General features: G+C 56.4%; 15 protein-coding genes and 1 pseudogene. 8 read left to right on the top strand and 8 right to left on the bottom strand.

Annotated features, from left to right (window positions below; genetic code table 11):
* Positions 1-21: 21 nt before the first annotated feature.
* Positions 22-1,980, bottom strand: coding sequence for an archaea-specific SMC-related protein (locus VI234_RS13295; protein WP_336330274.1), 1,959 nt, complete (start codon positions 1,978-1,980; stop codon positions 22-24).
* Positions 1,981-2,212: 232 nt separating this feature from the next.
* Between VI234_RS13295 and VI234_RS13300 the strand changes: the two genes are divergently transcribed.
* From VI234_RS13300 to VI234_RS13320, 5 genes are read left to right on the top strand one after another with little or no spacing between them, the layout of a single operon-like run.
* Positions 2,213-3,364, top strand: a complete 1,152-nt coding sequence (locus tag VI234_RS13300; RefSeq protein ID WP_336330275.1) for a PTS fructose transporter subunit IIC — start codon at positions 2,213-2,215, stop codon at positions 3,362-3,364.
* 14 nt (positions 3,365-3,378) lie between these two features.
* Positions 3,379-3,855 (top strand): PTS sugar transporter subunit IIA, encoded by a 477-nt coding sequence (locus tag VI234_RS13305; RefSeq protein ID WP_336330288.1) that lies wholly within the window; start codon positions 3,379-3,381, stop codon positions 3,853-3,855.
* Entirely contained in the window at positions 3,852-4,139 is a 288-nt protein-coding gene (locus VI234_RS13310) for an HPr family phosphocarrier protein (RefSeq protein WP_008311983.1), read from the top strand. The genes VI234_RS13305 and VI234_RS13310 overlap by 4 nt, the downstream gene beginning before the upstream one ends.
* Positions 4,132-5,817 (top strand): phosphoenolpyruvate--protein phosphotransferase, encoded by a 1,686-nt coding sequence (gene ptsP / locus VI234_RS13315; RefSeq protein ID WP_336330276.1) that lies wholly within the window; start codon positions 4,132-4,134, stop codon positions 5,815-5,817. Before VI234_RS13310 ends, ptsP begins: the two co-directional genes overlap by 8 nt.
* Positions 5,814-6,245 carry a PTS fructose transporter subunit IIB gene (locus VI234_RS13320; RefSeq protein WP_008311980.1) on the top strand — a complete coding sequence of 144 codons (432 nt, stop codon included), beginning with the start codon at positions 5,814-5,816 and terminating at the stop codon, positions 6,243-6,245. The genes ptsP and VI234_RS13320 overlap by 4 nt, the downstream gene beginning before the upstream one ends.
* 181 nt (positions 6,246-6,426) lie before the next feature.
* On the opposite strand, the gene VI234_RS13325 is transcribed toward VI234_RS13320, so the two are convergent.
* Positions 6,427-8,223, bottom strand: coding sequence for a heparinase II/III family protein (locus tag VI234_RS13325; RefSeq protein WP_336330277.1), 1,797 nt, complete (start codon positions 8,221-8,223; stop codon positions 6,427-6,429).
* 79 nt (positions 8,224-8,302) lie between these two features.
* Positions 8,303-9,553, bottom strand: a complete 1,251-nt coding sequence (locus tag VI234_RS13330; RefSeq protein WP_008311974.1) for a glycosyltransferase family 4 protein — start codon at positions 9,551-9,553, stop codon at positions 8,303-8,305.
* A gap of 1,005 nt (positions 9,554-10,558) precedes the next feature.
* Here VI234_RS13330 and VI234_RS13335 point away from each other — a divergent pair.
* Positions 10,559-13,045 (top strand): right-handed parallel beta-helix repeat-containing protein, encoded by a 2,487-nt coding sequence (locus tag VI234_RS13335; RefSeq protein ID WP_336330278.1) that lies wholly within the window; start codon positions 10,559-10,561, stop codon positions 13,043-13,045.
* A gap of 70 nt (positions 13,046-13,115) precedes the next feature.
* Here the strand turns inward: VI234_RS13335 and VI234_RS13340 are convergent, their stop codons facing one another.
* From VI234_RS13340 to VI234_RS13350, 3 genes are all read right to left on the bottom strand, one after another.
* Positions 13,116-14,480, bottom strand: a complete 1,365-nt coding sequence (locus tag VI234_RS13340; RefSeq protein WP_336330279.1) for a sulfatase — start codon at positions 14,478-14,480, stop codon at positions 13,116-13,118.
* A gap of 257 nt (positions 14,481-14,737) precedes the next feature.
* Positions 14,738-16,537 (bottom strand): hypothetical protein, encoded by a 1,800-nt coding sequence (locus VI234_RS13345; protein ID WP_336330280.1) that lies wholly within the window; start codon positions 16,535-16,537, stop codon positions 14,738-14,740.
* Between the two features lie 796 nt (positions 16,538-17,333).
* A complete protein-coding gene (locus tag VI234_RS13350) occupies positions 17,334-18,311 on the bottom strand; it encodes a glycosyltransferase family 2 protein (RefSeq protein WP_336330281.1) in 978 nt (325 codons plus the stop codon).
* Between the two features lie 383 nt (positions 18,312-18,694).
* Between VI234_RS13350 and VI234_RS13355 the strand changes: the two genes are divergently transcribed.
* Together VI234_RS13355 and VI234_RS13360 are read left to right on the top strand one after the other, a co-directional pair.
* A complete protein-coding gene (locus VI234_RS13355) occupies positions 18,695-20,182 on the top strand; it encodes a right-handed parallel beta-helix repeat-containing protein (RefSeq protein ID WP_336330282.1) in 1,488 nt (495 codons plus the stop codon).
* 582 nt (positions 20,183-20,764) lie between these two features.
* A complete protein-coding gene (locus VI234_RS13360) occupies positions 20,765-21,982 on the top strand; it encodes a glycosyltransferase family 4 protein (protein ID WP_336330283.1) in 1,218 nt (405 codons plus the stop codon).
* A 16-nt stretch (positions 21,983-21,998) separates the two neighbouring features.
* On the opposite strand, the gene VI234_RS13365 is transcribed toward VI234_RS13360, so the two are convergent.
* Positions 21,999-23,207, bottom strand: coding sequence for a glycosyltransferase (locus VI234_RS13365; RefSeq protein WP_336330284.1), 1,209 nt, complete (start codon positions 23,205-23,207; stop codon positions 21,999-22,001).
* A 308-nt stretch (positions 23,208-23,515) separates the two neighbouring features.
* A pseudogene (locus VI234_RS13370) lies at positions 23,516-24,259 on the bottom strand (hypothetical protein); the annotation flags it as partial.

A 24,259-nucleotide genomic window follows, 5' to 3' on the forward strand; every position in this document is an offset into this window, starting at 1 on the left:
CTTTGGGGGACCACAACCGGATCAGATATCCGTAATCCGGTTGTAACTATCCGGAAGCGCCTGTGCGTCCTCGGGGAGCAACGCGACGACGAGATAGGCGGGGTACTCCGCGAAGTACTCGACTAGGGAGGCGATGCGCTCCGCGTCGATGGCTTCCAGTGAGTCAAGCAGCATGAATGGGACTTCCTCGTACACGTCGTGGACGAGGTAGCCGGCGAGTCCGAACACGAGCCCGGTTACTTCCCGCTCACTCTCGCTCAGATGGCCGACAGTGTCCTCGTAGACAGTTCCACCGTCGGTACTCCTGACGACGTGGAGCGTGAACGTCGACCCAGTGACGCTGTCGTCGCTGTTATGGACCGGGTCATCGGGTGTGTCGGTCCGTTCGAGCCAGATCCGTTCGATGTTGCCGTAGCTCAGAATGTCGAGCAGGTCGTCCATCTTCTCGTTGAACTGGTCGGTCGCATCGGCTTCGAGGCGGTCGATGCGAGAACGGAGGTCGATCAGCTCGTCAACCACGTCTTCCCGTTGGGCAGCCAGTTCGTCGTTCCGGCGGATTTCCGACTCGATGTCGGCGATCTCCTCGCGTACCTCGTCTCGTTCGGATTCGAGCCGGTCCAGTTCCAGCTCCAGTTCGTTCGCTTTCGTATGGAGTTCGAGCACTTCGTCGAACTCTTCGGTTCGGAGCGAGGTGACCCGCTCCTCGAGTTCCTCGACGCGGGCGGAGAGGTTGTTGCGTCGCTCTCGGAGGTCGACAACAGTCGTCTGCCGGCGCTCGATTTCGGCGTCGACCTCCTCAATCGTGACGGTGAGTTCCCGCGCTCGCGTGCGCGTCTCCGCAATTTCGTCACGTCGGTCGGTCAGTTCGTCGAGTTCATCGTCGATATCGTCGATCTCCGTGACCGTCTCCTGAAGGTGGTCACGCATGCTCTGGAGCGTCGACTCGATACGGTCCGGTTTCACTCGCGAGCCACAGGTCCAGCAGGTCGTCTTTGACCCCTTATACAGCTGGTCCGTGATGTCACCCACGCTCTCTGGCTTTGCGTCGATAGCATCGGTTATCTCCCGGTGCTCGCCGGACAGCAGTTCCTCGTTGAACCCGACGACGTTCTGCAGTCGGGTGGTGTACTCTGAGAGCTCTCGTTTGCGCTCTCGAAGCCGCTCGATGTCCGATTCGAGCGCTTCGAGTCGTTCGTCCGGCGATTCCGGAAGCCCGGATCGTTCGACCGCGAGGCTCCCTCGCTCGTCGCGCAGTGCCGCGATACTCTCCTGTTCTGACTGGATATCGTTTCGCACACGTTTCAGTTCGGATCGAGTCGCCTGGAGTTCATCGAGGGCCGTTTCGAGTTCGTCCCTGTTTTGCTGGGTCGTCTGGAAATCTACGTCCCGCTCGTCGATTCGGTCCTCCACGCGCTGGAGTTCGTCTCTGTTCTCGGCGATCTCGTCGCGCAGAGTTGCCTGTTGCCGTTCGAGGTCCGGGAGGTCGCGCTTGAGCGACGCGATACGGTCGAGTTCCTCGTCGATCTCCTCCTTGCGCTGCTCGGCCGCACGTATCTGTCGGTGGATAGACGCCACGTCGACCGGCCGCATAATGATCTCTCGAAGGTTCTCCCCTCGTTCGACGGCTCGCCTGGCCGCGTTGTCTTCGAGCAGGAACGCGAACAGATCCGCAACCGTCGGGTCAGTGAGAAGGCCAAGGCCCGACCCAGCAACCCCGTCGTCGGTTCTGGTCAGTGTTCGGGTGTACGTCTCCTCCCCCAGTGAGAGTTCGACGTGTCCCTGGTCGGCGTCACCTTTGATGCTCGCCCACTCGCTCCCGTGAGCGGCCATCACCGCCTGTAGAAACGATGTCCGATTAGTCGCGTTCCGGCCTCGGAGCACAGTCACCCCTGATGGGACCTCGACTGTCGTCTCGTCGATCCCCCCGATCTTCTCGACGGTGAACGTAGCTACCTCCCCGGATACCGAGAACGAACCCATATTTCGGTGTGTGCGAGTGACGGATATAAGCACTATGGCGCGTGTGCCACCACACATTCCGTTTTCTATCCCAATAGTTGCCTGCGGCTAACAAGCATATGTCTGTTATTCCAACGGATTCGCGGACCTAGTTCCGTGCAGAAACAATCGCCTAAATACATATAGCAAACAATTTCGGTAAATAACACTCTCAAACGTGTACCTTTATATCACACAATGGGCGTAGCTGTCGATGTCGTTGACCATGACAGATCAAGACCGGGCCGAGAGTGCGCTTCGCGCTCACGTAACCTCCGTCAAGGAGGACCTGATGACGGGCGTATCGTTCATGATCCCCTTCGTGACTATCGGGGGTATCTTCCTCGCCGTCGCGTACGCGATAGGGGACACACAGACAGTGTTCGAGAACACCGGCTCGGCAGGCTGGTTCCTGGCACAGGTCGGTACCGCCGGGCTGACGATTATGGTTCCGATTCTCGGCGGATACATCGCGTATGCCATCGCCGACCGTCCGGGACTCGCCCCGGGATTCCTGCTGGCATACATTCTCCAGCAAGGGAACGTCGTCGCCGAAGCGGCGACAGTAATCGGTATCTCCGGCGGTGAGGCCGGTGCCGGCTATCTCGGCGCAATCGTCGCTGGGCTGCTGGCCGGGTACGTCGCGCGTTTCTTCAAGAACCTCGACGTCCCGGAGTTCATCCAGCCGATGATGCCGGTACTGCTGATCCCTGTCGCGACGATGGCGGTTCTGACGCCCATCATGCTGTTCGTGCTGGGCGTCCCCGTCGCACTCGCTAACGAGGGTCTGACTTCCTTCCTGCAGTCGATGCAGGGAGGTCAGGCTATCGTCGTCGGCCTCATCCTCGGTGGAATGATGGCCTTCGACATGGGTGGCCCGGTCAACAAGGTCGCCTACGTGTTCGCAACCGGGCTCATCACCGAGGAAATCTACGCACCGATGGCCGCGGTGATGATCGGCGGGATGGTTCCGCCGATCGGGCTTGCGCTCTCGAACTTCATTGCGCCGCACAAGTACGCGGCGGAGATGTACGAAAACGGAAAAAGCGGTGTCGTGCTCGGCCTGTCGTTCATCACCGAGGGTGCGATTCCGTACGCGGCCGCGGACCCGCTGCGCGTCATCCCGGCTATCGTGGCCGGTAGCGCTGTCGGCGGTGCGACCTCGATGGCCCTCGGCGTCACGATGCCCGCCCCCCACGGCGGTATCTTCGTGGTCCTGCTGTCGAACCAGCCACTCGCATTCCTGGGCAGCATCCTGCTGGGATCACTCGTGACGGCCGTCGTCGCGACAGTGATCAAACCGGACTTCGAAGATCGTATCGACGCTGGGGCGGAGACGAGCACCACGCAACCGACGGACGACTAACTACTGTGACTACAATGACAGACGCAATCGCAGCGGACGATATCGAAGAACTGATTCCGGCCAGCCACATCTCGCTGTCCGAGCCACCAGCCGAGAAGGAAGCGTGTATCGAGTTCTTGCTCGACCTACTAGTCGACGGCGGCAAGGTCGAGGACCGCGACCGCGCACTCGACGCGCTGCTGGAACGCGAATCGGAGACCACTACGGGCGTCGGCATGGGGATCGGGATTCCACACGCGAAGACTGACGCTGTGAACCGCCCGTCACTGGCGTTTGCCCGCTCCGAGGAAGGCGTCGACTTCGGCTCGATGGACGGCGAGCCGGCGACGCTCATCTTCATGATTCTCGTCCCGGAGGCCGGCGGCGAGGAGCATCTCAACATCCTCAGCTCCCTCTCGCGAGCCCTGATGCACGACGACGTTCGGGACCGACTCCACGAAGCAGAGGACGAGGCGACTGTTCAGGACGCGCTCCGGGAGGCAATCGCATGACGGTCGAACGCACTGTGACGATTGTCCCGGAGGCGGGCCTGCACGCGCGGCCGGCGTCGGCGTTCGTCCAGGCCGTCAACGACCACGAGGCCGAAGTCTCGGCCGGTCGTCCGGACGGTGACCTCGTCCAAGCGGCGAGTATGATCGCCGTCACCAGCCTCGGCGTCGGACAGGACGACGACATCAAACTGGTCGCCGACGGACCGGATGCAGAAGCAGTGCTCGACGAACTGGAGCGGATACTGACAACGCCAGAGGCGGAACTGGACACTGACGATGGCTGAACGCACGCTTCACGGTACCGGTGCGACGCCGCGCTCCGGCGTCGGGTCGGTTGTCTGGTACGGCCGAGACATCTCGCTCCTAGACCCGGACGGCGTGGAAGTCGATCCCGAGACTGAAATCGAGCGGTTCGCTGACGCCGTCGACACCGCCCGCACCGAACTGGAGTCCGAGCGCGAGGCGACCGCCGAACGCGTCGGCGAAGACGAGGCCGCGGTGTTCGACGCGCACATCCAGTTCCTCGAAGACCCGACTATCGAGGACAGCGTCGAGACGATGGTCGGCGAGGGGCTTCCTGCGCCAAACGCCGTCGACGCCGCGTTCGGCGAGCATATCGAGCAGTTCGAGGGCATGGACGGTCGAATGGCCGAGCGCGCGGACGACCTCCGCGACGTTCGCGACCGACTCCTCCGTCTGCTGACCGACGGCGAACGGGTCGATCTCGGTGACCTACCAGAGGGAAGCGTCGTCCTCGCCGAGCGGCTGACCCCCAGCGACACGGCGCAACTTGACCCGGAACGCGTCGCTGGGTTTGCCACGGTCACTGGTGGACGAACGTCCCACGCGGCTATTTTCGCCCGCTCGCTGGCCCTGCCGGCCGTCGTCGGTGTCGGCGACGCTCTCGAATCCGTCGAGGGGGAGGAAGAGGTCGTGATCGACGGCGACAGCGGCGAGGTGGTAGTCAGCCCCGACGACACCGAGCGAGCGGCCGCAGCAAGCGACTCGGGAGCTGCTGTCGTCGATGAGTCCGTCGAGACAACCGATGGGCGACACGTCGAAGTGGCGGCAAATATCGGCCAGCCGGCGGAACTGGACCCCGCAGCAGAACGGGGAGCTGACGGCGTCGGCCTCTACCGGACCGAGTTCCTCTTTCTCGACCGGGAGACGCCGCCGTCGGAGGATGAACAGTACGAGGCCGTCCGCGAGGCGCTCGATACGTTCCCGGACGGGCGCGTCGTCGTCCGGACGCTGGATATCGGGGGCGACAAGCGCATCTCGTATCTGGACCTGCCGGAAGAAGAAAACCCGTTCCTGGGAGAGCGAGGGATACGACGCTCGCTCGCCCCCGATTCGGACCTGTTCGCCACACAACTCCGTGCGCTCCTGCGCGCTGGAGCGGATGGGGCTGGAGATCTCGCCATCATGTTCCCGCTGGTCGCCACTGTCGAGGAACTCGATGCTGCACTGGACACGCTGGACGCAGCGGCGGCCGATGTTGAAGGCCGCGACGCTGACGCCGTTGATCCCGAAGTCGGCGTTATGGTTGAAACACCGAGCGCCGCCTTCATGGCGGACGAACTCGCCGCGCGAGTGGATTTCCTCTCTATCGGGACGAACGACCTCACGCAGTACGTGATGGCCGCCGACCGGGAGAACGAGCGCGTCGATGACCTGCACGACCCGACGCATCCGGGCGTCCTGCGCGCGATCCATCGGACAGTTACCGCAGCCCACGCCGAAGACGCCTGGGTCGGGATGTGCGGTGAGATGGCCGGCGACCCCGCTCTGACGGAACTACTCGTCGGTCTCGGCCTCGACGAACTCAGCATGAGCGCCGTGACGATTCCGGAGGTCAAGACGGCCGTCAGCGAAACCGAGTACAGTGCCGCGAGCGAGCGCGGGGACCGCGCCCGACTCGCCGCAACGCGAAGCGAAGTCCACACCACAGTAGACACATGAAACTCGTCGCAGTCACCTCCTGTCCGACTGGTATCGCACACAGTCAGATGGCAGCCGAAAATCTCGAACAGACAGCGGAAGAACACGATCACGATATCAAGGTCGAAGTCCAGGGCGCGATGGGCGCGGAGAACGAACTCTCCGACGCTGACATCGAAGCCGCCGACGCCGCCATCATCGCCGCAGACACGTCGGTCAGTCAGGATCGATTCAGTAGCGTCCCGCTAATCGACGGCACCGTCAAGGACGCCGTCAACGACGCCGAGGGGATGATCGCCGATGCCATCGAGGCCGCCGACGGCGACGCGCTGGCCACTGGGAGCGAAGAGCGGTCCGAGTCCGCAGATACTGGGTCTGATCAGCAGCGCCGCCGTGGCGGTGACCGTTCGAAGAGCCTCGTGGCCCGACTGAAGCGTCTGCTTAGTTGATACGGAGTTAGATCGCTCCGACGCAGGCGACTTCTCGCCCACCCCCTACGATTGAATCATTCCCTTAGCCACGAAACCAAATGGAAAGCGGGCGGTCCAGTTTCGAGTTCAGGATTATACATACTCTGAAGTGACCGAAATCGACTGTATCAGAGGGCTAGCGGTCGTAGCTCGCTGGCGGTTATTCCTCACCATCGCCCGAGGAGCCAGATATATCGCCACCGCTGGCTCCCGGGGCGAGAAGATACCCCAAAGCTGTTGTCCCTGATTCGGGACCGGACCGTAGTTCCACTGTCTGTCGCTCCTGGGCGACGCCAAACTCGGGGAAGTATTGGGTTGTAGTGGTGCGAACGTCGCTGGTACCCAGCGGGTAGACACTCAGCAAGGGCGGGTCATCGTCGGTGGCTGCCCGGTGGGACGCACGTATTGGTCCAGACTCGTCGACTGTGACGGCAATGTCCGGGTGGAAGTGGAGGCGGGAGATGCTCGGCTCTGTCTCGGTGTCGGGTCCACTGAGCATATCGCGAACAAGCCACCAGCCGTCCGCCGCAACGATTGTCCTGTTGTGTCGATACGACGCTGGTGCATCAGACGCTGTCTCGTAGCATCCGTCGAAAACCGCCGGTTCTGTCTCCTCGTAGCGTACCGTCGGTTCCGTTCGCGCCCCCATCAGATACTTTCCACCGATCTCTATCGGCTCCGTATCGCCGACCTGAACCGTATTGTGTCCAGCAACACTTCTGACGTACTGTCGCCGTTCGTCGCTGGCATAATCATACACACCCGTATCAGTAAGCACACGGTGTCCATCGACCCAGAGCAAGACACTCAGCATATCGTTATGTGAGTGACCGGGTAAATGCGGGGGTCCGACGGGGCCGCCATCCACTAACAGACGTCCATGGTTCGTATCGAGCCAGTAGTACCCTGACTCCCCGCTCGCTGGACTGTGAGCCGGAGCGGGACGGTCATCGGAACCGAACCCGGCGGCAGCAGCGTACTCCAAACAGTCGGCAAGCGGAAGCGCCTGACCGAACACGGCGTCGTTACACAGCGGGAGCCGCTCGTCTGGGGGACAGAGGTATCGCAGATACGCTACAGCCTGCCTTGTCATCGCTGCCAGCCAGTTGGGGACCGTGCGATCACTGGCGGTCAGTACGGAGCACGCTGTCACGTATCGCGTTGTAACGATTGCATGATACATCGGCGACCGCTCGTAGTGCCCCCCGTCGGAGAGAAACTGTTTAGCCCCTGTACGGCCGAGAATAGAGATTCCCTTTGAAACCCATGAATTATTATCCTCTGAGAAGGTGAGTCCGGCCATGAGCAGTGCAAGCCCGTTCTCGACGAGGTGATTGCCGCCGACATCACCCTCAATGTGGTTCGTGAGGAAGAGCGAGTTCCGATATATCTCTCGAGCAAGCACCTCAATAAGTCTCGCTGGAACGCCTTCCTGGGTGCCCCCAGTTCGCCACGCGAGGTATCGAACGAGAGTTTGAATACGGAGGGATACTGCCCACGGCGTCCACGCATTTCGAAGGTAGCCCGGCTGACCGATTTCGATACTATCGGCCCAGTCCCGCACCCACTGGTCGAACACCTCGACAACCCTGTCGGGGGCCGCCTGTGGGTCTTTGAACCCCAGCGTCGCCCAGCGGAGAGGTTCGAACGCGTATAGTTTCAGCGGCCAGAGCAACGGATAGTCGTCAAACCGGTCGTCGAACCAGTTAGGCTGGTCTGGCGACCGAAACTGTATCCTCCTGTTGAGGAAGGTCAGGTTGCCGTCGGCCGCCTGGCGACTCCGTTGCTGGAACATCCGGACGGTCGACTTTGAAAGTTCACCCCGAAGCAGGTCGAGGTCCGTTTCGACTGGACTGGTCGCCACTGAGAGGGCTCGGGGAATCGCGGCGTCGTATCGCCCGTCGAAGTCGAGCGGGAGTCGCGTGAGGACGGAGTTCCGAGTCGTTCGCTCAGCCATTCCGAGTAGCTGAGCAGGCTCCAACTGTGTGAGTGTGTGTCCGTACAACCTGACCGCTTTCGGAAGCGTCTGCAGGGACTCAGTCATCGTCAGTACTTGGGGCCGTGTACAATTCTTGCTGTTCGCACGTTGTCACCGTCCGGAACACCTCACCCAGTCGGCCGGCGATGGCCTGCCGGTCATACTCTTCGGAAACGACTCGGTGTCCGTCTCGACCCATCGCCACCCGCTGATCGGGGTTTTCGAGGAGGGTGTCAATCGCTGCCGCAATACTCTCGGGATCGGGTTCTGTGTGGACACCTGCGTCTGTATCCGTCGCGAACCGCTTGATTTCCCCCCTCCCAGTAACCACGACGGGTAGCGAGCACGCCATGTACTCGTAGAGCTTCGTGGGTATCGCGTAGTCCAGCTCTGGACTGTCTTTTATCGGGGCCAATCCGACAGTTGCGCTGTCAAGGATCTCCGGGATTCGTTTACGGTCCACCAATCCGACAAACTCCACGCGGTCTTCAAGATCGAGTCGCTCCACTACACCCTTGAGCCGAGACACCTCATCCCCGTCACCGACCAACTGGAGTACGGCATCGTCACTTGAGACGTGTTGCATTGCCCGGATACACGGTTCGAGTGCCTGTGCACTCCCGATATTCCCGGTGTATACGATTCGCGAGTCGTTTTCTTCAGCGGTCGAAACTGACGAGAACCGGTCGGTGTCTACACCGTTTGGGATGACTCGGATCCGATCCCGGAGATCGTTGCCGTACGTGTCAGCGACTGCATCTCCGAGCGTCTCAGTCGTTACCGTGATGCGATCAGCGGAGCGTAACGCAAGACGCTGGAACGTGCGACCGGCTTTTACCAGTGGACTGTCTGCTGTAATGTATCCAAGGGCGATCGAGTTCTCAATCCACAGATCGCGGACATCGATTACCCAGGGGTTCCCGATGGCAGCAGCCACGAGTCCGGGGAACCCAGTAGTGATCGGTGGCGTAGATGTCATGACAACGTCGTACTGCCGGAAATTCATGACTAACCAGAGTGCCGCATGGACTGCGAATATGAGGTAGTAAGGGAGCCGCCGGAGCAGAGAGGGGTTCTCTCGCTGTGGCTGCCACGTCCACAGTCGGTGGACGACGACTCCCTTATCGCATTCTATCTGCTTACGCTTCCAAGTCCGTTCGAAGTTTCCCGGTGGGTAACAGAGGGACGGCGCCAGGACTGTCACGTCGAAGTCGTCATCAAGATTAACGGCTGTGTCGTGAATTCTGGAGGCATTGCCTCCCTTTTCCGGGGGATACCGCTGAGAGACGATGACACAGTCAGTCGTCATCGGAGTGGATTATGTACGGCGGCTGTCCCAATCTTAGATGCTTCTCTCCATCTCGACGATGGTACCGTGTCCGTTGGCCTATCGCTGCTCATCGACATTGAATCGTTGCACTGTATCCTTGACGGGAATATTAGTATACATCTGATACTCCTGAGACGTCTCGAATTTGAATCCGTTATGTGTTCTCTTGAATCGGTATATATTGACTTATTAGATGGTCTCGATCTTGAATAGTGGGCTCATAAATCAAGACATGGTCAAAGTATCACTCTACAGTATAATAAGAAATCCTGACTTGTCTATCCAACAATGAGCTTCATAAAACAGAATATGAGACGTTCAAGTCAAATTATTCATGGTCCTTGTATGCCATACAGACCATCTGGTAACGTCCGCAAAATCGATTCTAATCAATGAATCCCACCCCGACAAACAGGGTGATTAGAATGAATCAGATTACAGTCGCAACTGCCAAAACCACAGTCTCCGTATGCTGTGGATAGTAATCGGTGCCGACCGTTCAATACGGGCCAAGTTTGGTATCAGACTGAAGTAACGACTTCATACGACCGACTATGTGTCCCGTTTTTTAAACATGCGGACAAGCCAAACTGCTTGAAGCTTGCCTCAAGGTAAGGAGTTCCTACCGCTTGTCTGTATTGATAACTTAAGCTAAGCTAACTGCCTGTAAATATCTTTAGTTGGTAATTAAAATAGGCTAAACTCACTTTGACTGGTAGCATCAGTAAATACGGGACCTCCACCAGCGGTGAGTGTGATGAATACCGAATCGGAGCAAAGTAACGAGTCATTAACAGAAGAAGCGGATAGAAAGAAAAGTCGGAACAAACCACTTGACGGGGACCGACAAGGTACAATTAACCGCAGGGAATATCTCAAAGCGGGTGCTGTCACAGTCGCCGCACTCGTCGGCGCGAACAGCGTCACTGCAACCACATCGTCCCAGCAGACGCAGTATATGACTGATTTCAGTGAGTACGCGCTATGACTGAAGACATAACCGATCACGGTGCAGTGGCGAACCCAGACGATCCCTCGTTCGACGCGGCGAAACGTAACTGGAAGGCAGTGGTTGATGCGGCAAAAGCTACTGGTAACGGCGGCGAAATTTACGTCCCAGAGGGAACGTTTTATTTCGCTCGTGACAGTCGGTCTTCGTTCTTTGAGTTCGGTGGCCAGGAGCCCGCCGGCATATCAATCACCGGGGCCGGTCCAGAGCGCTCAGCGCTGGGGGTGAGCAGACACACTGACGCGTCATCCCACCCGATCCAGACAGGGTTCTACTACGACGATGGTGCCGATCACGGCACGGTCACGATCCGTGATATACGGCTGGATGGGAACTACGAGAACCTACCGGACCTTCGCGGTGCTGGCGGGGGTTCTCGATGTATGAATATCGCTGGCAGTGGAGATGTACATTTCTCGAATGCGCATATCCGCGGCTGGTATCAAGAGGCTATCCTTGGCCGGGACTTGCTACGGACCGTCGACCGATGTACGTTTGAAGACAACGCCATTGCGGACCACAATTATTCGGGTGGCAGACACATCGGCCATCACATCACCACTCATGCGAGCGAGGGCAACCCCCTCACGGTGGCGAACTCCCATTTCATCGACTGTTCCGGGAGCGCAATAGATGTCCGGTTTAACACTGGCGAGATACGGATGCAGGACTGTTACGTGACAGGGACCGGTGCTAACCTGTGTAAGTTGAGTGCTTCCTCACGGTTCGATGTCCGACGAGTATACCATCGCGCCAACACGCCTTCACTCGAATCCAAACTCGACGAGAAGTCGGGCGAGAACTTTTATGGCCGGTGTTTCATCAACAGGCTGTCCGATCGCACCGGTGGTGTACCGACAGTGTATCTCGAGGATGTCGAAACCAGGGACCACATGGGATACGCTATCCAAGCCGCCGCCGGACAACTGAACCTTCAGGGTGACAACTTTGCGATCCACAACGCAACGTTTGAACTGGCTGACGAAGTGTTCCGTGACCGTGACGGGGCGCATTTCTCCGATGTGGCTCTCGACCGGGTGTCAGTGCACAACTGTGAGCGGGCATTGTTCGGCACGGAAGACTCAGACGGGACCATCGAGACGCTCGCGCGCGATGGGAACGGCGGTCTCGGTGACACCGGCGCTATCACGATTGAGGCTGATGAGCAGGGTGTCGGCCCGCTCACACCCGATGTTCCGGCTGCCTCCGATGTTGGTATCAACTCGGAGTCAGACGATTCTGGGGGGGATACGACCCCCACTTCCGATCCACCGCTGTTCGATCACTGGACACCGCAGTGGTCGAGTACCACGAGCGATTGGAACGTCGATACCGGGTCGGAGTTCACAGGGAAGTCTGCCCTTGCCTTCGAGAACACTGACGGGAACCGTACTAGGTACGCCATATCTGCGGACGATGTCGGCCGGCCGGAAGATGTGGAGGTATTAGATAAGTTCCGAGTACCGTCGTTCGCCACAGATTCGGAACACGGGTTCCACGCGCGGGTGTATCTCCGTGCCTCGACGGCAAACGGAATCACCAACGGCTACTGGATAGAGGTAGAAGACCGTGAAGACGCGTTCCGCCTCGGTAAATACACTGACGGGAACGTGACAACGATAGCCCGATTCGGCACGCCACAGGAGAACAAATACTTCTGGAGACGGTTCCGTGTAGAGGGGTCAGAGTTGAGGGCCAAGGTGTGGCCCGCTGGGACGGACGAACCTACTGAGTGGGACGTTGTCGAGACCGACAGCGACCACGCTGACGGCTGGGTCGGGCTCGGATCGTTCGACCCGCAACGCGTCGAAACGGACGTCTTCAGCGCCGCGACCGGTGGGGCCACCGCTCAGTCCCTTGCCTCCGAGACGAAGGATACGACACCGTCCGTCTCCTGGGTAACGCCGACTGAAGGTGAACCAACGAGTGACGAAGTGACGTTACAGATCGCAGCGAGCGATGAGGAAGACGCAACAGACGAATTGACTGTGCAACACCGTGTCGACGACGCGAACTGGACCGAGGCGACATACAACGCTGAAACCGGACATCACGAGGGCATGTGGGACACGACGGGAGTTGACGAGGGAGACCACCGACTCGAAGCGCGTGTAACCGACTCCGGTGGAAACGATGTCACTGCCTCAGTCACCGTAACCGTAGATAATGAGACGGCTTCGAACCCCCCAAAGATCGAAGCCGTCGATGTGAACCGAACAGATATTGATGGCTGGTCGCGGTTCGACGTCGACTGGACCGTCACAGACGCCGATGCGGACCTCGATATGGTCGTCACGACGCTCCACTCACAGGGAACAGTGGTGGCTGCCGATAGCACCCGCGTCAGCGGTGATCGGGACAGTTACACGCACCGATTGCGGGACCGCGGTGAGGTCGACGAACTACGGATCACGGTCAATGATGTCAAGAACCAAGTGGATAGTCTGAGCGAAACGCTGTAGTCTCTCTCACCGTTTTATTCGTCTCCTCATACGTGGAGCCGAGTTGCAGTGCATATCGTCCAGCGGTTAGTCACTCTTTGTAACCGAGTTTGCGAAGCTGGAGACGGACGTTTTCGGAGATGTCGCCATCGGTATCAGTCACTTCAGCGTCTGTCACCGACTGCATGTGATCGTCTAGAGCTCCGGCCAGTCTATCGTAGATGACAGACTCATTCTCGTCTGGCTGGTTGATATTCTCCGGTTCGGCATTACGCCTACAGAAAACCTCTTCGCCTGTCTCAAGGTCTCTGATAAGCTTATACTCTCCGTCAGTACACATTAGTCCCCCGTCTTCGTGATCGTAGCTCTCAGTGAAGACGACCCTGTCGCTGGCGGTCTCAAAATCGCGTCCGGCGATATCTCTCCCGTCAACTGACTCCGGTAACTCGACACCGGCTCTTTTCAGTATCGTCGGAACAAGGTCGATATGTGAGACCGGGGTTTCTATCTTGCTACCTCTAATGTCCGGTCCATCTATCATCACCGGAATATGTGTATTCTCTTCATATAGAGCGCTTCCCGGATGGAAAACACAGCCCTTCTCGTTGAACGCTTCGCCGTGATCCGACGTGAACACGAGGAGTGTCTCCTCTAGGCCGATTGTCTCGTCGAGTCGCTCTAGCAGATGACCGAGTTGCCGGTCAAAATACTCTATTTCACCACGATATAGACGCTCAAGGGTGTTTATATCACTTTCAGCGGCTTCGGACCGTTGTTCGTTGACTTTATGAAACAGTTTTACCGCCCGCCTTCGGCTGATCCCCTCACTGACTGTCCCTTCATGTGGATAGTACGGGTTGTGAACATCCATGTAATGTGCCCAGACAAACACGGGTTCGGACTGCTGTTGGGTCCAGTTGACGATACGCTGGTTCAGTTCTTCGGCCGGCTTGTAGAGGTTACTACCGAGCTGAATCCCCAACTGCTTACCGGCGTTCCGGTAAGTCCAGTAGATGAGCTCTGAGAGTACCTCAGTAGCGACAGCCCGTTCAACAGCCGTGTTAAAAAGTGACGCGAACCGGGACTCTGTGCCCTCATCGCCTCCGCTGTCCCGACCCAAATAATAGTCGAACCCTCTATCGTAGTTATATGTCGGACTCAGATACGTGTTCGAGTGGAACCCCCCTGTGGCGTACCCCGCTTCGGACAATCGCTCCGCAATATGCCCTCGGTCCGGATCGAATCCTGTCTCCGCTGATTCGAACGTCCAAGGATAGCTCCCGCTCAGAATTGAGAGAAACGACTGCTTCGTGTATGGTGCGTTCGCGTATGCAGTGGAGCAAGTGAGCCACTCCTCAGTCATCCGCGGAAGCGTTTCGAGCGATTCAGGAGCTTTCCGGCCAGAAACATAGTCAGCACGCAGTGAATCCACAGTAATGAAAACGATATTTTTCATTGCTATCGCCTCCACTGGTCGGCGCTATATCCCTCAGGTCGAATCTGTCCGCCTCTGGATAAATAGTCTCTTGTGCGACTCCAATTTGGATTCGACATGGGTCGTTTAGCAACTTTCAAGAGGATAATTATGTGTTCCCTAGCCGAGGCAAGCCTCTTCTTCGATAATACTCCTATTAAATATGTGGGATTGGTCAGTATCTTGTATCTCTCCTTGACGGTCTGTTCTCTGCATCGTATTTGCCGGTGAGTGTGGAGTCAACTCGGACCCGCTGCTGCTCTGTCAGTCGCAGTAGCGTTGACGAGATACTGTGTATAATCCCCGTTATCGTACAGTCGGTTGATCGTCTGGTCCCGTTCGAGTTGGTTGAAGTCACCAGGTGTGTATCGCCACCGATCACGATAACCCGGGAAAAGCTCCGGATACGTAATCCGTCCCTTCCGGGTGATTGTAAGGTAATGGTCGGATTCGTAACTACTCCCGAGATACTGTCGCCTGGTGTAATTGAAATGGTTCGGTGGAGTCCCTTCGTCGAAGTTGTCCGGCGCCTGGACACCGTTCCGGTAGTCGTGGTGTCGGTGAAAGGTGATTCCGAACCGGTCTAGATTGTCAGTGGCCTCGCCATGGCCCATCAGCCACGCGCTTCCCTCAAGTTCCATCTCGGTTACCTGTGGATTCCGCTCCGAGTTGAGCGGTGACTTATACACGCTAAATGTGGTCAGACTCGCGAGCAGTAGGAGAATTACCACGGCTATCGGCCAGAACCCTGCAGTCCGTCCGATCCGCCTCTTGCTCCAGTCGATCTTTGTCCACCCGACATACAATAGCTGTCCTACCAAAATGATCGCGCCGATCTTCGCGATCTGGAAGGGTCGGTTCGGCGGGACTATGAGGTCCGAGACTAGGAAGAATAACCCTCCGAAACTAAATACGATAACGGTCCCGATGAACATCCCAAGATGTGACGTCGGGACATATCGACCTTTCCGGATCAAAAATACTGCAGCGGCTGTGAATACGAACCCGAGTCCAAACAGCATGAACTCCACACCGTATTTAAATACCATCACCCGAAAGATATCAATTAGAGCCGGCGAAGACTCTTGGATAGTGCTCTGATAGGCGGCTACTGGAGGCTCACCTTGGTTGACACCGAATACCGTGGCGTAGATCCGCTTGAACCGCAGAAGTATACCCGCGTACTGTGTGTACCAGACTGCAAACAATGCCACTGAAAGCGAAAAGAGGTTTTTTGTTGTAGGGTAGGGGCCGCCCAAACTTGGAATATGATTGCTCCCACGATAGAGGACGAATATCCCGATGACGAAAAGCGCGGTTAGCGGGTGATAGAAGGTCTGTCCGAAGAGTACAATCACAAATGCAGTCCGGATGGCCGGTGTGGCACTTTGATCGCTCTTGAAGAGAAGATACAATGAGACCGGTATCAACATGAGACTCAATGCGAATGGTCGGAACCCGAGATGTGCAAACCTGAGTACGGGGAGCATAACGAACGGGAGTCCGAAGAGGATCTCTCGCCGGGAATCGAACACTGCCCGCAACAAATAGAACATCGCTCCGTAGTACAGCAGAGAAAACATGGGTGATAGCAACATCACGACTGTCATCCAGTCGAGACCCGTCGCATCGGCGACAGTGACGGCCAGAACGTGGGCCGGCGGGTAGATATTAGCCCCAATTTCGCCGTTGGCGACGAAGTCTCGGATGTACCCGAGATGCGACATAGGGTCTTCCCGCCCATACATCTGATACCCACGCAGGAACGGCATGAGAAAGAGAACCAAATTCGAGAGGCTCATAAGCACAAGCGCCGGTCGCCACGTCGTGTCCTCAGGTTCCGCTGCGCTCAGGAGTATGACGAGGCCGCCAAAGAATAGTGCCCCGACGATCGAGACCCAAAAATACGATGGGAGCGCCCCGTAGATAGATATTTCATACGTGCTTGCCGATGGTATCGCGGAAACGACCGCCACTGCGACCAAGAGCAGCCCCGTCCCAAGCAGCGTAAGCAGTTCGAGATGCCGGGCTCGGCTCATCGGAGTTGCCCCGTGGGATATCGCCGGAAAAACCACATCGTCAGGCGAGTGGAGTGATCCTCTTGATCAAGAGTATCAGAGGGTCCTTCACTTGAGCGTGCTTGCATATCTGCCTTTTTTCCGAATAGCATACATTGTTATGCGATCATTTAGGCGTCCCCACGAGGCCGGGTCAGAAGAGTCCAAGGTACTTTCCGCGAAGGATTCCACTCACATCTGGCGTACTTGGTTGTCACTGGATCCACGGGCTGAAGCCTTGGCGTCTTTTACAACGTTTGTCTACCCACAGACAGAGCGATGCCGCCCCGCTGCTAAGCCCCACTCTCTGACCCTGCTAACAAACGGTTAGTGAAGATTTCAGTCCGGTACTTAAGCATCCACGCTCCAGAATAGAAACACCGCGGAACAATGACGCTGTCAATATCAAGGACAGTACAGCCGAGAGCTCCAATGGAGATAGACGATCGACGTGATAGATGGGACGACAAAACCGACGCTGACAGATCAGATCGGACCCCCTCGGACTACGAAAGCAACAGTTCGTACCTGATCTGTGCGAGCCGTCCTATCCTCAGCACTGACTGTGGCCTGCTCTGTATCGCCACTTCCCTATAGTAACAATTGAAACGATTTAAACACCGATCGCACTATTGTCGTGCGATCGGATGTGCATTGATTTTCAATGGCTACTATAGGTTTAGAAAAGAAAACGAAACCAGCGGTCCACTCGCTCCGATTCTCCGGTGTCCGGTTTCATACGGGTGCGTATTCGCTGTCATGATTAGACCGGAAGCGCTCAGGTACCGGAAGCAAGGCCGTTAACAACCTGCTGTCGGAGGGAGGCAATCGATTCGTAAGACCACCTCCCACCGAGAGATGCAAACAAATGCAGGTACACTGACCAGTACAAGGGGTTCGCGAGCGCAGATAATAAAAAGTACTTTCTGGCCTCCTCGTAGCGGTCGGCTCTAACCGCAGACCGTGCCAGCGAACGACGCATTGTGGCTATGAACATCCGTTCGTAGTAGATTCCGTACTCCGCCGCGACTAGGTTGTGCTTTGAGATGAGCATTGGATATGCCACATCTCTCTTCTGTTCGAATTTTTTTGTAATGCTGTCGGGGAGTCCGGTCTGACGGTACGTCAGCGTCTCCCGGACTGGCCTGAAGTGCGCGTGTTGCGCCAGGCGAAAGAACCACTCACGGTCTTGCCAAGCAGGCAATCTCTCGTCAGGTAATCCCGCAGTCTCTAAGACCGTCGTATCGACCATAACCGAGGAGAACTGACCGAAGTTCGCGCCGGTCAGGAGGTCCTTCATTACGTCACCCGATGCGATTGGTTTCGACACCGTTGTGCCCTCCGGTCCGTCCTTTCGGACGCCGGTGTACACGACACCTGTCTCCGAGCCAGACTCCTGAAATGCTTTGACCTGCTTTGTGATCTTCGTCTCATCCCACTGGTCGTCATCGTCCAAGAATGCAACGTACCGGCCATCTGACGCTCTAATTCCTGTATTCCTCGCAGCGTTCGCTCCCCGGTTCTCGTCGTGACGAAGGACCCGAAACGAGTCGTTCACCGTGGGGTCGAATGAGTCCAGCGTTTCCCTGACAGGAGTCGGAGATGCGTCATCGACGACCAGCAACTCAATGTTGTCATACGTCTGGTCTAGAACACTCTGAATGGCCCTCGGTAACCTTTCGTTCCGACCATACGTCGGTATAATTGCGCTCACGAGCGGCGTTATCGCTCCGTCCGTGTCCCCGGACTCATTCATCTGGTTTCGGTATCAGCGATTGAGGACGACTGTATTCAATATCCGGCTCCTACTATCGCTGTCAAGCAGCAAATCATCGTTCGGAAATATCGTGGGTACCGCCTGATGGACCTCACCTGCTGGGGAAGCACACCTAAAGTTCAGGAAGCGCTCCGGCCAGCAATCAGGCGTACACCTCATAACGACACCGATACCGCAGTTGAAGGGGTCGTTAGACGTATCCCGTCTGCTGAAGTATATTATTCCCGCTACCGGGTACCAAATCGGGTTAAGAAGGGAATAACAATTATATCAATCACAGCATATGCGTGTATGCTTATTGAGACCGCGTCAAGTGATATGCTCGCCGATGAGCGATAACTTGCTCTATACGTGCTAAAACAATGACTGACGACTCAGGGTTGGCGTTGCAGATCGGTCGACGGAAGCTCCTTGCTCTCCTCGGATCAGCAGCGGTCGGTGGGGGTGTCGTGTATGAGCGGTTTGGGAATCGGCTTGCCGGGCCCAGTGAGGAGCCGCTGGCCAATGTAGAGGAGACGCAGAAAGCAAATCCAAATGAGGAAACTGCATCAAAGCCGAATGGGGAGAATATCAGGGCGTACGGCGCGAGACCGAATCCGACCGATCCGAGTATAGCGGCTGCGGAACGGAATCTGAATGCTCTCCAAGCTGCTGCTAAAGAAGCTGGCGCCCACGGGACGATTTACATCCCAGAGGGTACGTACTACATTGGCCGTCGGGGACCGCAGTACGAACCATTTAATCGGATCGGTGACGGTGAAGATATGCCACCTGGCATCTCAATTCGTGGGGCCGGTCCACAAGCTTCGGAGCTCGCTATTACCGGACAACTTCGGGCCGGTTCACATCCGGTTCAGACGGGATTCCGCTATATGGACAATATGGATCACGGGACTGTCATTGTGAGGGATATACGGCTCAACGGAAACTATGAGAATCTACCGAATCTGCGCGATGCCGGAGGCGGATCTCGATGCATAAAAATCGGTGGCGACGGGGACCTTCATTTGTTGAACGCCCACATCCGCGGCTGGTATCAGGAGGCTATTCTGGGACGGGATGTGTTACGGACCGTTGACCGGTGTTCGTTTGAGGACAATGCCATTGCCGATCATAATTATTCGGATGGCAGACACGTCGGCCACCACATCACCACTCACGCAAGCGAGGGGAATCCCCTCACCGTGACGAACTCCCATTTCATCGACTGTTCTGGGAGTGCAATAGATGTCCGGTTTAATGCCGGCGAGATCTCTGTCAGAAACTGCTATGTGACTGGTACGGGGGCGAATTTTTGTAAGCTGAGCGCCGCATCTCTATTGGATGTCCGACGTGTCTACCACCGTGCTAACACACCCTCACTCGAAACCAAACTTGATGATATCCCCGGACACGAGTTTGATGGACGACAGTTCATTCAGCGTATAGCCTCCCGGACGGATGTCCCACCGACAGTTCGTCTTAATAACGTCGTTACGACAGATATGACAGACTATGCGCTCCAATGTCGGATTGGCGAGATGACTGTTGAGGGAGATATGATCGCAATCGCTAACACGAATATACGAGAGGACGATGAGGTTATCAGGGATCGGGACTCGGGGTGGTTATCGGATGTCGATATCGACCGGCTCTCAGTCCATAACTGTAATGGCAAGGTGTTTGACCTGAACTCGTCGAGTGGCATTATCCGGACTCTGGCGCGGAACAATAATCAAGGAGGGCTCGGCAACACCGCTGACCTCACGGTTGAAACGGATGCGAAGGGCCAGGGACCGTTCGAGCCGTCAGTCCCGTCACCGGCGGATGTTGGAATCGACAGTGCATCACATTCAGCCGTTTGGAGGTAATCAACGATGTACGTACAGAAACTCACCCACAGCCACCGAACGAATATCAACCGTAATTACCAGAGAACTCGATCATGAATGGGCCAGATACCGGAATAAAACGCTTGACGCTCGCGTCACCGAAATCGGACACAGAGCCTCGGCTTCGCCAATTTCTGCTGATTTACGTCATCGTACTCGTATCGCTCTCGCTAGCGATGTGGTGGGCCGGCTTCACAGCGTATAGTGTCTACTACGTCATCGCTTTCCTATGGTTTCTGGTGTTGAGCGTAATCCTGATTCCTCCGAAAGCCGACATGACATGGACCCACCGTCTTCGATTGGCCAAATGGATCGGATGGGCAGTACTCGCGTATGTCCTCTTTAGGCGTATAATGCTTGTTCTGGGATGACTCAACCAAGTTCTTGTATAAACGAGAACCGGCTCAATATTCGCCGTAAAAGGTCCATATTCCAAAATGGATAGCCCCACTCAAAATATCCATAATTTTATTTGTTATTGTCTGTCTTCTGATGCATACATCGGAGGAAAGAATCAGTACCGGCTGCATACTTAATGAGACCCACTTCCAGTTAGTATTCATGTACGATGCGGTCGTAAGCGCGATGAACCATCCAGACCCCTTTAATCCCTATATGGGGCTGTTCAATTTCCGATCCATCAGGGCGCTCAGTATGACAGACACTAGTCTAGATGTCGTTACTCCTCGTCCGAGAGCGCCTCCGATAGGTCCCTACTCCGAGTTCGGCGACATACCGAGCCGACATGATTACAGTTCTCACGAGGTCCATTACCCTAGATTCCTCTACTTATTACCGCAAAAGTTATTTAAATACACGTTGTCGTCACGGTCGTTTTCCAAAATGCTCCCGGAGTATCTCTCAACGAACTTTGAGACGCCGGATATCTGCCATGCTGGCCACATCCATTACGATGGCTACGGGTTAGTGCCGTACTGTAGGAGCAACGATATCCCGCTGACAGTCATGGGGCGTGGGAAAATTTTAAACAGCTTCTATGAACTCTCACAGATCAGTCGGAGAAAAATCAGAGAGACTCTCAATTACGCGGACGGCATCTTTTGCGTGAGTGAATCACTCGCACGAATCGCCAACAGTATTACCGAAACACCGAAAGCTACTGTGCTCCCAAACGGGGCGAACCCAGCGCGGTATCCAACGGACAACGAGGCGACGATTCGGCGAGAACTGGGAATTGAGAGAGATACCACACTAATCATGTTCTGTGGCGGGTACACGGAACGGAAAGGGATTAACGAGATTTGTGAAGCCCTGGATGATATTCATAACGACGACGTAGCCTTCGTTTTCGTCGGTCATTACGGTGATCTCCGCACAAACCTCATCGCTGAACTCAAAGATAGCCACCACGAGGACTATCGGGTCCTCTGGGAAGTCCCACCGCTGGGTCTCCGGCGGTGGTTCGCTGCCGCAGATATTTTCATGCTCCCAAGCCACGCAGAAGGCCGACCGAACACGATATACGAGTCGATGGCCAGCGAAACTGCGGTTGTCGCCTCGGCCGTATCCGGTATCCCAGAACAGGTGGTAGACGGAGAGACAGGCCTCTTGATCCCAAAAAAAGACTCCGATACGCTTGCCACCGCCCTGAACAGTCTCATCACCAATCCAAAAGAGCGAGAACGGATGGGAACAAACGGTAAGGAACGGTTGGTATCGAAGGGATGGACGTGGGAAGCACACGGTCAGCGACTTGCGAACCTCCACGAATCGATCATCGCTGATGGACAGCTCCCCATGTCTGAAGTCCTGGACTAATGCCCGCCAGATAGTGTTAGGTTGTGAAGACGTGCTCTTCGAGGAACCGCTCGTACTCGTCAAACACAGGTCGCGGCGAGAAGTCGTCGGCGCGGGACCGCAACCGGTCAGGATCGGGAGGACCAGCAAGCGTGTCACGGACTGCGTTAGCCAATCCATCCACATCATCCATGGGGACAAGTGTCCCATACTCTCCATCGGAGAGAATTTCTCTTGGGCCGCTCGGACAGTCCGTTGAAACGATCGGACATCCAACCGCCAAACACTCGATCAGGACCGTCGGTAGCCCTTCATACCGGGATGAGAGGAGAAAAGCGTCTGACCTTGCCATATATCGATACGGGTTATCGACGAATCCAGGAAGCGACACCACGTCTGACAGGCCCAGTCGTTCGACCGTCGCCTGAACTTTCGCTCGGCACGGTCCTTTTCCTGCTATGATTGCACGTGCATTCGAGTTCCTACTGACTACCTTCTCGAACGCACGGACCCATCCATCCAAGTTCTTTTGACGTGCGTGTCGCCCAACAAATAGGACGACATCCCGATCATCGTTCTCTACCCAGTCGTGATCGACTGTTTGGCTGGCCCGCCCACGAATCTGTTCGACATCTACTGGGTTGTAAAGTACTGAGATGTCCGAGCGTTCGACTGGAGTACTGTCAGTGAGGCTGTCTGCGACCCCCTCAGAAACACTGATGATTTGATCCGAGGCGGGGTAAAGCCGAGGGACGATTCGTCTGACAATCTGATCCTTTGGTGTCGCCTCAACTTCGTGTCCGAACGCAGAGTGCTGCGTCGGAATCACGGTAGTCTCGATGTCAAGGAATTTATTGAGAGCGAGCGAGACAATGCTTGGGTGTTCAAGATGTGGAAACAACGCTGCCGGCTTGTGTTTATTTAAATATGTAGCTAGGAACGGCAGATGTGCGGCCACCCCAACCACTGGCGTCGTCGATGGTGGAAGCTCGACGATAGAGACCTGCTCAGACAACTCTGACCGGAGTTCACCGCTCGCCCGTGACAGGAGAAGGTCAATGTCGTACCCCCGGGTGGCCAGCCCGTTCGCGATTGTGATCGCGACCTGCTCTGCACCACCGACAGAGAGATCCGGAATAAAGAAGGCCAGCAGTGGTCGGTCGCCGTCCGTCGCAGCTGAGATATTCTGTTCGGCTACTGTCGAGACAGCAGAACCAGCACCGTCTGAAGGCGTCGGCTCGTCCATTATCGTGTTGGACCCGTCAGATAGACTTTGTTAGTCACTGGATTCGTTCGGTACCAGACTTAACATCGCCGATGGCATCGAAGTAGCACAGACTGTGTATTAGAAATTGGTATCAGGCGGAAGCTATCCGTTCAAGTTAATCGGTACCGTATTCTAGTCGGTGTTACCTACCAGTTTGTCGATGTAGCGTATTCATACGGATATCTGTAATCATTTCAAGGGGATAGGCTTTGTTTGAGCGGACAGAAATGTTGTCAACTGAGACCCGGTACGAATGGGGTTCCAAAGCCCAATACCACAGAACGTCCTCATCTTGCAGGTATTGTCTCTGTCAGTTTCCGACGCAAGGACGCAACACCCTCGTAGGTCCACTCTCCTCCCAAGGAGGGTAGCAGATGGGGGTGGACAGGACGGTAGAGTGGGTTGGCAAAAAATGCCAGTAAGAAGTATTTACGGGCCTCGTCGTACCGTCCAGCATGGATTGCTGACCGTGCAAGCGAGCGTCGCATGGACGCGAGAAAGGTCTGCTTGTAGTATTTCCCGTACTCCGCTGCGAGGCTGGCGTGCTTCTCGACAAACAGAGGATAGGCGACGTCGCGCTTCTGTTCGAACTTTGCTGTGATGCTATCCTCTCGGCCAGTTTGGCGATACGTAAGTGTCTCCGTGACCGGTTGGAACTCGCAAGCCTGTGCGAGCCGGAAGAACCACTCACGGTCCTGCCACGCGGGAAATCTCTCGTCGGGCATCCCGGCATCGGAGATCACATCAGTGTCGACTAGAACCGAAGAGAACTGTCCGAAGTTTGCGCCGGTCAGCAGATCTGTGACCACCTCGCCCGCCGCAGACGGGGTTGAAACCGTTGTTCCAGTCGGGCTCTCTCGTTTGACCCATGTGTAAACGACTCCTGTTTCGGATGATGATTCAATGAACGTACGCTCTTGTGAAGCACGTTGTTGATTTTTAGAGGGCGGCGTTGAGAGCATGTTTGAGCGCTTCGTCACCTGGTTTTCTGTAGAGTTCACAGCGGAGCTGAAAGGCTCGGAGATACGGCG

It is taken from the genome of Haloarcula sp. CGMCC 1.2071, from assembly GCF_037078445.1.
GTDB classification, from domain to species: Archaea; Halobacteriota; Halobacteria; order Halobacteriales; family Haloarculaceae; genus Haloarcula; species Haloarcula amylolytica.

Coding starts and splice junctions, on each gene's coding strand:
- VI234_RS13295 (WP_336330274.1), bottom strand. CDS start 1,980: ATGGGTTCGTTCTCGGTATCCGGGGAGGTAGCTACGTTCACCGTCGAG.
- VI234_RS13300 (WP_336330275.1), top strand. CDS start 2,213: ATGTCGTTGACCATGACAGATCAAGACCGGGCCGAGAGTGCGCTTCGC.
- VI234_RS13305 (WP_336330288.1), top strand. CDS start 3,379: ATGACAGACGCAATCGCAGCGGACGATATCGAAGAACTGATTCCGGCC.
- VI234_RS13310 (WP_008311983.1), top strand. CDS start 3,852: ATGACGGTCGAACGCACTGTGACGATTGTCCCGGAGGCGGGCCTGCAC.
- ptsP (WP_336330276.1), top strand. CDS start 4,132: ATGGCTGAACGCACGCTTCACGGTACCGGTGCGACGCCGCGCTCCGGC.
- VI234_RS13320 (WP_008311980.1), top strand. CDS start 5,814: ATGAAACTCGTCGCAGTCACCTCCTGTCCGACTGGTATCGCACACAGT.
- VI234_RS13325 (WP_336330277.1), bottom strand. CDS start 8,223: ATGGCTGAGCGAACGACTCGGAACTCCGTCCTCACGCGACTCCCGCTC.
- VI234_RS13330 (WP_008311974.1), bottom strand. CDS start 9,553: ATGACGACTGACTGTGTCATCGTCTCTCAGCGGTATCCCCCGGAAAAG.
- VI234_RS13335 (WP_336330278.1), top strand. CDS start 10,559: ATGACTGAAGACATAACCGATCACGGTGCAGTGGCGAACCCAGACGAT.
- VI234_RS13340 (WP_336330279.1), bottom strand. CDS start 14,480: ATGAAAAATATCGTTTTCATTACTGTGGATTCACTGCGTGCTGACTAT.
- VI234_RS13345 (WP_336330280.1), bottom strand. CDS start 16,537: ATGAGCCGAGCCCGGCATCTCGAACTGCTTACGCTGCTTGGGACGGGG.
- VI234_RS13350 (WP_336330281.1), bottom strand. CDS start 18,311: ATGAATGAGTCCGGGGACACGGACGGAGCGATAACGCCGCTCGTGAGC.
- VI234_RS13355 (WP_336330282.1), top strand. CDS start 18,695: ATGACTGACGACTCAGGGTTGGCGTTGCAGATCGGTCGACGGAAGCTC.
- VI234_RS13360 (WP_336330283.1), top strand. CDS start 20,765: ATGTACGATGCGGTCGTAAGCGCGATGAACCATCCAGACCCCTTTAAT.
- VI234_RS13365 (WP_336330284.1), bottom strand. CDS start 23,207: ATGGACGAGCCGACGCCTTCAGACGGTGCTGGTTCTGCTGTCTCGACA.